Below are 9,571 nucleotides of genomic sequence, written 5' to 3' on the forward strand. Positions count from 1 at the left end.
CCTATGGTTGTGAGAATTGACCAATTGCTGGCCGCTTGAAAATCACTTATCTCGCTTTTATCTTCCTCAAAAATTACATCTTTTACCCAATGTAACTGATTTTCTATTTTCCAGTGTCCTCGAATAATTTTAGCAAATACTTGGGCGGATTCAGTTAGGCTACTGATATAGTAAGCTGTTTCTTCATACGTTTTATCCCCGCGACTACCCCTTCTTTCTACTTTAATAACTCTTCGTAGATTTTCAAACCCTTGTCTTTCATTTTTCCTCACCTTAAAAACTTCTATTTTTCTTGATATTTTTCGTCCATGACTATTATCTTGTTCGAGAAAGCAACTTTCTGGCTTTGAGGAATTACTCAGGTCTTGCATTCTGATTTCCTTTAACCGTGATAACATAATCATTTTTACTCTTGGCTATTAAGCTGATTGTTTTTTTCTGACAGTGTAAAGCATCCCCAGTAAAAACTTTATTTTCGAGAGTGCAATCCTGAATTATAGCTTGACCTTCGTCGATTTCAGACACTTTTTTGTTTTCGATTCTTTTTAAGTGTAATACTAAGCCACTTTCTTGACTAAATAATGAGACAAACATGATAAAATTTTGTTGTTCATTGTTAGGATTTTTTCGGGTGTTTTTGAGACTTTTTCCATCTATACCTAGCCAATTTATGTCATCTCTTTGTCCATATTCTTCTAATGCCCATTCATTAAACATTTTTAAAAAACTCTGCCAGTCAACTCCCATCATTACCCTTCTAATTGTTGAATAGGATGGGACTCTTTCTGGAATTATGTTAAATTCTTGACTGAGCCTGTGCCGATTATTTTTAGCAAACTCTCCTAGCTCTCTCTAACCTGAGTATCCTAGCATTGTTCCCAGTATTATTACTACTAATACTATCCATAAAGGGTGTCTTTTTCCTTGATCTTTCCGAAAGTCCTTGACTTGTTTCAGTTTTTCTATTAAGCTCAACATATGTTTTAAAAGTTGCCGGTCACTCCTCATTTTACCTGACAGTGATCGCTTTTACTTTTGATATTCTGATGGGAGAATGAAACAGCCCTAGGCCACACCCTGCCCCCACGAAAAACTTTTTGCCGCAAACCCTAAATAAGAGGGGTTATTCATAATGAGTCCACATCCGTATAACTTTGACAACCTTCTCTTCTGGAATAACCTGATAAACCAAACGATGCTGAATATTAATACGTCTGGAATAATAGCTCGCTAAATCGCCACTGAGTTTCTCATAAACAGGATAAGATTGATACGGATTTGACTTAAGAATATTTAATAACTCGTTAGCTTGTTTTGCCAACCCAGTACGAGCCAGCTTTTCAGCATCTTTTTTCGCTTGTTTGGTAAAAACCAACTGCCAATTATCCATTTAAAATTGCTCTGATACTCGCCTCATCCACACAATCTTCAATAGAAGTTTTGCCACCTTCAATAATTGAATCTACCATACCCGGAATAGAATACAAATAAAGCGTTTCTTGAATAGAGTTCCAATCTTCCTCAGCAATTAAAATAGCATTTTTTTTAGTACCAGATAACAAAATCGGTTGATGATTATCATTGGTATCATTCACTAATTCATCAATTTGTTCTTTGGCTTCAGTAACAGTAACAATTTTCATGTAACTATCCCTTAAATTAACAACAAGAGCGTAACCAATTTTAACACAAGTTAAGTATTATTCAGTATAATAGCACCTTTTCTAAATATTTGTCAAATTTATTTTTGCTTATTCTCGTTGCCAATTCTTGATAAGTTGTCTTGCTCTGAAGAATGGTACATTGACTGATTGATTACTTTTCTGGGTGTTCCTAGTGGATTGAGTAAAGCACTAATAAAAACATTGGTATCTATAACAACTCGATTAGGATTCATCTACTAATAGTTCTGTTAGTTTATCTTCTGTCAAACCTTTAGCTTGAGCCTTTTTGCCGACTTTATCCATAATTGAGATAAGACTTTCTGAATTTTCCTCAATTGTAAGATTAACTTCTTGTTCAGGAGAAAATCCTAACTGAGCGATTAGTGTAGGAATCTCCGATACCTTAATATTTTTGAGAACCTGTTGCATGGCTTAACTAGGTGTATCTTCAACCTTGATTGTACTCTATTCAATCACATTTAACGGTGTTCCTAAAATCCTCCTCGACCTCTTCGCCGCAACTTCAACCCTCAAGCACCAAATAAAACCCTCCCAATCCACCGAAAAAGAAACCACAAAAGTAGGCTAAATTGCTTCTAAAAACGGGATAAATTGCCACTTCATGTCATCTTGAGTGGGTTTATTTTTTACCTTTATTAACTTGATTAAATACCTTAAAAATTGACAGCAATCGCACTATAGCAGAATGACAAAACCTTCCTGAGTAAAATGTTTATCATGGGTCAATATCTCGATAATTTCCAGTGCGATCGCTCTGTCACGAGTAGGGTGCGTTCCCTGATGCCATCCTTGTTACTCCATTTTTTGATCATGGGGAACGCACCATCTTTAAGTTAAAATTTAGGCGGACAAATAAAGCTAAGGGACTTGCGTAAAAATAAGATGCCAGCTAGGAGGGCAGAACCGTCACATCCCATTTGGGCAAAGTTTCAGAACGCTGCGTTGAAAGGTGGCAATTGTTCTAGTTCTTTAGCCAAAACCTTCACCCCTTTTTCATAAGTTCCTTCTACCAAATGCACTAGAGGTTTTATACCCTTCCAAGTCATGTTAGAAGCCCAATTAAGAGCCGCATCAATTGAATCTAAAATTGCCCCATTCCAATAGTTCTCTAAGACGGACCAACACCGTTCAATGGGATTATATTTACTATGGTAAGGTGGGTAGTAGATGAGCCGTATTTGCCACTGCGTTTTTTGGGCAAATTCTACCATTCTTTTGATAAATTGAGTGCGGTTGCTGCGAGTGGCGGCTCCTCCATCTAAATCAATGACTAATTCTTCTAACCCTGGATAGATTGCTTGATTTTCTTGCCACCACAACTCTAAACAATCTACTACAAAATCTGAGGTTTCAGCCGATTGACCGAAATAAATTGACAGGCGTTCTCCCCTCACATCTAGAATTCCTAAAGGGACTAAAACAGCCGTCCATTCCCTATCATGATCATCAGCTTTTAATGGCTCGAGATAGCGGGCTTTCCCCTCACGAGATAAATTGCCTATCTTAACTTTAGCTTTGCTATCCAAGTAAATTCTCAAAGATTTAGTCTGGTTGTCAGCGGCTTGATTGGCTTGAGCTACGTTGGCAAAAATTGCCTCAGTTTCTGGAATTTTTTTGAGCGGTTTTATTTTTTGTGTTTTTTTTAAACTCTAGCCCATTCGATTCAAAATATCTCCAATGGTTTGACGAGAGGGCAATTGTTCGTCTCGATAGCCTTTTTCTTCTTTTAATGCCTCTCTTACCTCTCTGGCACTAATTTTTGTAAAAGCAAAAGTTGATTGGAATTTAGGGTCTGCTTGCGAGTACATCTCCACTAAACTCTTAATATCTGCCTCTAAGTTTGGCAGCAGTTCCTCCGTTTTTTTTCTCCCCCTAGCACGATAATTATCAACGCAAATAATTCCAGTTTCTAGCTCTTTCAATCCCGTTGCTATTGCCTGCCTAGACCATCCCAATTCTGTTTCGGCCCGGCGCGGCGAAGAGTTAAAATAGTCTATAGTTACTTGCGCCATAAAAGCCCTTTTCTTAAAACCTGTCAGCTTTTTTGCCGCATCTTTCAAGCTTGATTTGATTTTTTCAGTCAGTTCAGTTACCATAGTTGAGAGTGGGAGTAACAAGTTGCTTCTCTAGTATAGGTGGTAATTTATTAATACGCAAGTCCCTAAGTCGAGAAAGCAATGAAAATCAAAGCTATTATCCATCCCGCCCAAGAAGGAGGTTACTGGGCGGAAGTTCCTGCACTCCCTGGCTGCATAACAGAAGGGGATAGTATTGATGAACTCATCAATAACCTTCAAGATGCCATCCAAGGCTGGTTAGAAGTTGCCAACGAAAGCCAAACACCAGAGCCTATTTCATAGGAGAGAAAAAATCCCTAACCGAGTAGTATTGACGGATCCGCCATCACCCCGGCAATTTGTTGGTCCAACTGTTCTAAATTTTCCGCCGGTTCAAGGCAGCATAACCCTTGACAAATTAACCCAAATGTGCTAAGGGGCAAACTGGCATCGACTCGATACACCGCAGTGGGCAAATAGCGACTTAACAGCGGCTCGATCGAGCTTTCTGGGGCGCGCAGACAGAAACCGTGACGATAGTGATCGAGGGCGACAAATAAACTGGGGCAAGCGGTGGGGGACTCTTCTAGGATGGTACTAAAAGATTGCAAGGCCTTTTCGGCCCGATCGAGATATTCTAGATTTTCCGTCAATCGCGACAGACGAACTAAATTAGCGATCGCAATTCCGTTGGCCGAAGGGGTGGCATTATCCGTATAACCCCGTTCTCGCACGATCAGATCGAGACTATGATCAGAAGCAGTATTAAAATATCCCCCCTCATCCTCGGACCAAAACCAGCGGTCGAATTCCCCTTGTAGATCGATAGCCGCCTCTAACCAGCCAGTTTCTTGGGGATTAGCCGTTTGCAAGTCCAGTAAAGCCTTAATAAAATAGGCAAAATCCTCCGATTGGGCCAAAACCGAGGCCTGACCCTGATAATTCAAGCGCTGAAAACGGCCATCTAACCACTGATGCTTGAGAATAAACTCGGCCGCGACCGTAGCCATTTGCCAGTACAAAGGTTCGCTAAAGACAGCAAAAGCCCGGGCTAAACCAGAAATCATCAAACTATTCCAAGCGACAATCATTTTCGTATCCGTTACCGCCGGAATCCGTCCCGGCCAAGAGACGGTTTTCGCCTCTTGATTGTCTCTGGCTGGGGGAAAAAGAGCTAATTGGGCTTGAGAACTGCCATAACGCCGAATAAATAACTTATCGAGCATATTTTCTATCTCCTCCCCTAATTCTCCCCCTTGCCGACGTTGCAGGACATTACGACCCTCAAAATTCCCCTCGGCAGTGACGGTAAAATTAGCCTGCAGCAGCCCCAATTCCTCGGTCGAGAGATAATCCCTTAACTCCAGAGCCGACCAGACATAAAAGGCCCCTTCCTCCGGCTCCCCATCCGTGGCCTTCTCAAAACTATCGGCATCTTGGGCCGCATAAAAATAACCTTCTGGGGCGGTCATTTCCCGTTTTAGCCAGTTAACCGTGCCTTTAATCCCTCTCTCAAAGGCCGCCTCTCGATCACCGGCACTCCACAAATTGGCTAAATATTCGACAATTTGCCCGTTATCGTAGAGCATTTTTTCAAAATGGGGAACTGTCCACGTCGAATCCACCGTATAACGATGGAATCCTCCCCCCACATGGTCATAGATTCCCCCCAGGGCCAGATCTTCCCCCCGTTGATAGGCCGCTTGCCGGAGGGAATCGTCAAAATCGTCACCAAAGCGACTACCCTGCAAAGCCAGATGAGAATATGGAATCATCGGAAAACTGGGCCGACCGTAATTATTGGGATTAACCTGAATCACCGCCGTATTTGTCTCGATTCCTGTGGCTAAAAGGGAAGGATCGGTTAAATTGGTCTCTGCTCGCGGTAAAACAGCCGATTGACGCAGTGCGCCCAGCATTTCGGCCGTGAATTTGCTTAATTTCTCCTTTTCCTCGTCATAATAACGACGTACCGATTGCAACACTTGCAGAAAACCGGGCCGGTTAAAGCGCGGTTGCACGGGAAAATAGGTGCCACCATAGAAGGGAATTAAACTATCGGGTGTTAGGAAGACATTCAGAGGCCAACCCCCTTGACCGACCATCATCTGCAATGCTTGCATATAGATGCTATCGATGTCCGGTCTTTCCTCGCGATCAACTTTGATCGGTAAAAAATACTGATTGAGATAATCGGCAATGGCCTGATCGGAAAAAGCTTCTCCTTCCATAACCGTACACCAATGACAGCTAGAATAACCGATCGAGAGAAAGATCGGTTTATCTTCTCTCCTGGCAATTTCTAGGGCGCTGTCACACCAATACCACCAATCGATCGGGTTTTCGGCGTGTTTTCGCAGGTAAAGACTTTCAGATTCAGCCAGATGATTAGTCATGGGAAAAGGGGAATGGCTCTCTTGAGTTTCGTGTTAAAATAGTACAATAGGATACAGTATAGCAGGAGGTGACTATGGACATCTATTTAGCTACCCTACTTCAGGCGACGAAGGGTGTAGCTGAAGGGATAAATAATAAAATCAAACTGATTAAAAGACAAGCTTACGGTTGTAGTAACTTTGAAAATTTTCGATGACGGTCACTAACCCCGCCCTAAAAGCGACGGGGCTTGCCTAGACCAATTTAGGCGACGCAAGTAGAGACTACCGCATTGAGACACCATCTGGCACAGACCTCCGAATACTTCCCTAGTTCGGATTTCCTCTCAGCTTTATTGGTAAAGCGTTGTTAGACAAGACATCTTGATTGTGTTGCGGTAAGGGACTTTAACTTTACTCTTAAGGATTATCTCCATGGCAAGAGTTCCTGTTATCTCAAAAGACGGAAAACCGTTGATGCCCACCAAATCCAGTCGGGCCAGACGGTGGATTAAAGAAGGAAAAGCTATCGGTAAATTCAACGACTTAGGTATTTTCTATGTCCAGCTAACCGATGAACCCTCTAACAACAAAACCCAACCGATTGCTATTGGTATTGACCCGGGTAAATTATTCTCTGGAATTGGCGTTCAATCCTCTCTTTTTACTCTTTGGAAGGCTCACTTAGAATTTCCTTTTAAACGAGTAAGAGAACGACTGGACAATCGCTGCTTAATGCGAAGAGGACGTAGAGGAAGACGGATTAACCGCCAACTTCCTTTTAATCTAAGAGCGCATCGACAAAAACGATTCTCAAATAGAAAACAAGGAAAATTAGCTCCCTCAATCAGAGCTAATCGTCAACTTGAACTTCGAGTCGTTTCCGAACTAACCAAAATCTATCCAATTACCGATATTTACTTTGAGTACATCAAAGCCGATATTGATTTAACTTCCGGTAGAAAAGGAGCTAAGTCTGGAAAAGGTTTTTCGTCGGTTATGGTCGGACAGAAATGGGCTATTGAGCAACTGTCTCAATTGGCAACAGTCCAGACTCGCTTTGGTTGGCAAACCTCTAATCTCAGAAAACATTTGCGACTAGAAAAGTCCAAAAATAAAGCAGAACAATCACCCGAAAGTCATGCTAACGATGGAATTGCTCTTGCCTGTTTTCAATTTTTAGATTATTTGCCATTCCATACTTCTAATGGACATGGATATGATTGGAAGGGTTATGTTAAAGTAACAAACGCTCCCTTTGCTGTCATCAAACGTCCTCCTATTAGTCGTCGTCAACTTCACCTGATGGTTTTTTCTAAAGGTGGTAAACGACGTAAATATGGTGGCTCGACCACAAGACATGGGTTCCGTAAAGGAGATTTAGTTTCTTCTCCCAAAGGAATTGGTTATGTTAGTGGAGATACCGAAAAACAGCTATCTGTAAGCGATACTAATTGGAAACGATTGGGACAGATAGCTGTTAGCAAGATTCAGTTAATTCGTCGTTCTAACGGTTTAATTGTTTCTCGCTAACTTATATAAAGCCGCCCTCCGTTATCGCTAAAGGGCGGGTTTCAGACCCATTTTTTCGATGATTTGCCGCTTTTGATGATTAGTGGGACTTAGGCGTTTTCGGTCAGCAAAAAAGGCTCAAACCATTACGGGACAAAGGGTTAACCTCGATTTATGATTTTCCTTGATCTATCTGGGTTTCAGCGATTTTGGGCTTCTCGAAGTAAATCCCAAGCGGGGATTGGAGTTGAGGCTTTTCTCGATTTGTTTTTTGTCTAAGTCCCATTAGAGAATCTGATCACACTAGGAACAAGAGAGCCTTGTAAATTTTCCGGAATTCATCGATAATTAAAAGCATGGGTAAATCATGGAAAGAATGTTAAAACGAGTTCAATAATAACAACCTACAAAACCCCTATGAGGTACCAGATCAGGCGAAAATTCATTGTCATTCTCGGACTCGTGATTTTAAGTTCCTGCGGGAGCAGCGATCCCCGTGCCAACGGCATCGAGGTTAAATTTCTCGTCGGGAGCGCCCTGAAAGATTTCTGCGATCAGGCGGCAGAGAAACTAAACCGATAGAATCCGAAACTAGAGAACGGTAAACCCTACTATCTCAAGTGCGAAGCCAAAGGAAGCGGAGATGTGGTTTCCGATGTAGTCTCTCTTGCGACCCAGTTAAAACAGGGAAGTTTACCGGCCGATGCGCCGGACTTTCCCACCCTGATCTCCGTCGATGGCGAGATTTATCAGGCTCAACTGCAATCGCAGGTCGCCGCCCTATTTCCAGGCCAGAACTATATTCCGGGGGTCGCCGATGCAGCCCTATTAACCTCTAGCCCGATGGTCTTTATGGTTCCCTCGGACTTAGCCCGGGGGGTGCGACAACAAAGCGATCTTTATAAATCCCTGCTCACGGCGAAAACCCATAAAGACCTCGCCCCCGATAACCAGAGCTTACCGCTTTATTTCGTCATGGGCGCACCGATCCGCTCTAACTCGGGGTTACAGAGTCTCGTTGCTCAATTCGCCTCAGTATCTGGAAAACGTCCCGAAGACCTAACCGTTAGCGACGTACAGAAGTATCAACCGAAAGTGCGGGAGATCCAGAGTAAAATCACCCGTTACGGGGTTTCTACCGGGCAGATCGCCAACGATATGGCGAAAAACGGCCCGTTCTGGGCTTTGATCGCCTCCGTGTACGAGTCCTCGGTGATCGAGGCCAACGCCAACCGGGGAGAGACCCGAACGCGCGTCGAGGCGATTTACCCGCAGGCCACCTTCACCTCGAATATGCGGGCGATCCTACCGAACGCCCCCTGGGTGAGCGCCGATGAAAAAGCCGCCGCCGAAAAAACAATCGAGTTTCTCCGCAGTCCCGAGGGACAGAAAATCGCTACCGAGTTAGGCCTGCGCCCTGGGGTGCCGGGGGTAGAACTGGGAGGTAAATTCTCCGCCGAGTACGGGGTCGATCCGAACGCCCGCTATGACTCCTTGCGATCGCCAAAACCAGAGGTGGTGGAGGCGATGTTACAGTCGTGGCGAGAATACGCGAAAAAACCCTCCCTCGTGGTCATCGTCGTCGATTCTTCTGGTTCCATGCAGGGAGATAAACTCCCCTCGGTTCAAAGCACCCTGAATAGCTACATCAACAGTTTGGGAGAGAAGGAAAAAGTCGCCCTGATCGATTTCGATGCTAAGATCCGTCCCCCAGTGCTAGTGGATGGAACCCCGGCGGGCAAAGAGCGGGGAATACAGTTTGTCTCCGGTCTGCGAGCGGAGGGGGGAACCGCACTCTACGACGCGACTCTCTACGCTCGGAATTGGTTAGAGAACTCCATAAAAAAGATGATCCAATAGTCAAGTGGTTTGATAAGGGATTTCCACAAACCACTTTGGCAAATGGGGAAGTCGATTAATCTGTTTTTCCAACTCTGCCATT

Annotated in this window: 10 protein-coding genes and 4 pseudogenes; 6 read left to right on the forward strand and 8 right to left on the reverse strand. The window is 43.5% G+C overall.

Going from position 1 to position 9,571, the window contains the following annotated elements; all coding sequences use genetic code 11:
* The 7 genes and pseudogenes from H6G48_RS11770 to H6G48_RS11795 all read right to left on the reverse strand — a co-directional run.
* Positions 1–978, reverse strand: a pseudogene (locus H6G48_RS11770) (ISAs1 family transposase); the annotation flags it as partial.
* 145 nt (positions 979–1,123) lie between these two features.
* On the reverse strand, positions 1,124–1,390 hold the full coding sequence (locus tag H6G48_RS11775) for a Txe/YoeB family addiction module toxin (RefSeq protein WP_002756029.1): 267 nt from the start codon (positions 1,388–1,390) through the stop codon (positions 1,124–1,126).
* Complete coding sequence (locus tag H6G48_RS11780; protein ID WP_147074206.1) at positions 1,383–1,643, reverse strand: type II toxin-antitoxin system Phd/YefM family antitoxin; 261 nt, start codon at positions 1,641–1,643, stop codon at positions 1,383–1,385. Before H6G48_RS11780 ends, H6G48_RS11775 begins: the two co-directional genes overlap by 8 nt.
* A 76-nt stretch (positions 1,644–1,719) precedes the next feature.
* Positions 1,720–1,897: pseudogene (locus H6G48_RS27175) on the reverse strand (putative toxin-antitoxin system toxin component, PIN family); the annotation flags it as partial.
* Positions 1,887–2,093 carry a hypothetical protein gene (locus H6G48_RS11785; protein WP_147074329.1) on the reverse strand — a complete coding sequence of 69 codons (207 nt, stop codon included), beginning with the start codon at positions 2,091–2,093 and terminating at the stop codon, positions 1,887–1,889. The pseudogene H6G48_RS27175 and the gene H6G48_RS11785, both read right to left, overlap by 11 nt.
* Before the next feature lie 521 nt (positions 2,094–2,614).
* Positions 2,615–3,313: an ISAzo13-like element transposase-related protein gene (locus H6G48_RS11790; protein ID WP_190721878.1), complete on the reverse strand. Its 699-nt coding sequence runs from the start codon at positions 3,311–3,313 to the stop codon at positions 2,615–2,617.
* A gap of 21 nt (positions 3,314–3,334) precedes the next feature.
* A complete protein-coding gene (locus H6G48_RS11795) occupies positions 3,335–3,697 on the reverse strand; it encodes a hypothetical protein (protein WP_190721872.1) in 363 nt (120 codons plus the stop codon).
* A gap of 165 nt (positions 3,698–3,862) precedes the next feature.
* Here H6G48_RS11795 and H6G48_RS11800 point away from each other — a divergent pair, with 165 nt between their 5' ends.
* Complete coding sequence (locus H6G48_RS11800; RefSeq protein WP_147072041.1) at positions 3,863–4,045, forward strand: type II toxin-antitoxin system HicB family antitoxin; 183 nt, start codon at positions 3,863–3,865, stop codon at positions 4,043–4,045.
* 14 nt (positions 4,046–4,059) lie between these two features.
* Here the strand turns inward: H6G48_RS11800 and H6G48_RS11805 are convergent, their stop codons facing one another.
* Positions 4,060–6,138, reverse strand: coding sequence for a thioredoxin domain-containing protein (locus H6G48_RS11805; protein ID WP_190721874.1), 2,079 nt, complete (start codon positions 6,136–6,138; stop codon positions 4,060–4,062).
* Positions 6,139–6,245: 107 nt separating this feature from the next.
* Here H6G48_RS11805 and H6G48_RS11810 point away from each other — a divergent pair.
* The 5 genes and pseudogenes from H6G48_RS11810 to H6G48_RS27475 all read left to right on the forward strand — a co-directional run.
* A pseudogene (locus tag H6G48_RS11810) lies at positions 6,246–6,335 on the forward strand (transposase); the annotation flags it as partial.
* 217 nt (positions 6,336–6,552) lie between these two features.
* Positions 6,553–7,650 carry an RRXRR domain-containing protein gene (locus H6G48_RS11815; protein WP_190721876.1) on the forward strand — a complete coding sequence of 366 codons (1,098 nt, stop codon included), beginning with the start codon at positions 6,553–6,555 and terminating at the stop codon, positions 7,648–7,650.
* 396 nt (positions 7,651–8,046) lie between these two features.
* Entirely contained in the window at positions 8,047–8,211 is a 165-nt protein-coding gene (locus tag H6G48_RS25750; protein WP_199328801.1) for a hypothetical protein, read from the forward strand.
* Between the two features lie 42 nt (positions 8,212–8,253).
* Positions 8,254–9,075 (forward strand): annotated as a pseudogene (locus tag H6G48_RS27180) (extracellular solute-binding protein); the annotation flags it as partial.
* Positions 9,076–9,156: 81 nt separating this feature from the next.
* The gene (locus tag H6G48_RS27475; RefSeq protein ID WP_277925607.1) at positions 9,157–9,489 is read left to right on the forward strand and encodes a VWA domain-containing protein; all 333 of its coding nucleotides are present in this window, start codon (positions 9,157–9,159) and stop codon (positions 9,487–9,489) included.
* Positions 9,490–9,571: the final 82 nt, after the last annotated feature.

Origin of the sequence: Microcystis flos-aquae FACHB-1344 (genome assembly GCF_014698375.1) — a bacterium.
In the GTDB taxonomy this organism is placed as follows: Bacteria; Cyanobacteriota; Cyanobacteriia; order Cyanobacteriales; family Microcystaceae; genus Microcystis; species Microcystis aeruginosa.

Bases quoted from the DNA above. Each gene is read 5' to 3' on its own strand.
- H6G48_RS11795 (WP_190721872.1), bottom strand. From the start codon at position 3,697: ATGGCGCAAGTAACTATAGACTATTTTAACTCTTCGCCGCGCCGGGCC.
- H6G48_RS11805 (WP_190721874.1), bottom strand. From the start codon at position 6,138: ATGACTAATCATCTGGCTGAATCTGAAAGTCTTTACCTGCGAAAACAC.
- H6G48_RS27475 (WP_277925607.1), top strand. From the start codon at position 9,157: ATGTTACAGTCGTGGCGAGAATACGCGAAAAAACCCTCCCTCGTGGTC.
- H6G48_RS11815 (WP_190721876.1), top strand. From the start codon at position 6,553: ATGGCAAGAGTTCCTGTTATCTCAAAAGACGGAAAACCGTTGATGCCC.
- H6G48_RS11780 (WP_147074206.1), bottom strand. From the start codon at position 1,643: ATGAAAATTGTTACTGTTACTGAAGCCAAAGAACAAATTGATGAATTA.
- H6G48_RS11775 (WP_002756029.1), bottom strand. From the start codon at position 1,390: ATGGATAATTGGCAGTTGGTTTTTACCAAACAAGCGAAAAAAGATGCT.
- H6G48_RS11785 (WP_147074329.1), bottom strand. From the start codon at position 2,093: ATGCAACAGGTTCTCAAAAATATTAAGGTATCGGAGATTCCTACACTA.
- H6G48_RS11800 (WP_147072041.1), top strand. From the start codon at position 3,863: ATGAAAATCAAAGCTATTATCCATCCCGCCCAAGAAGGAGGTTACTGG.
- H6G48_RS25750 (WP_199328801.1), top strand. From the start codon at position 8,047: ATGAGGTACCAGATCAGGCGAAAATTCATTGTCATTCTCGGACTCGTG.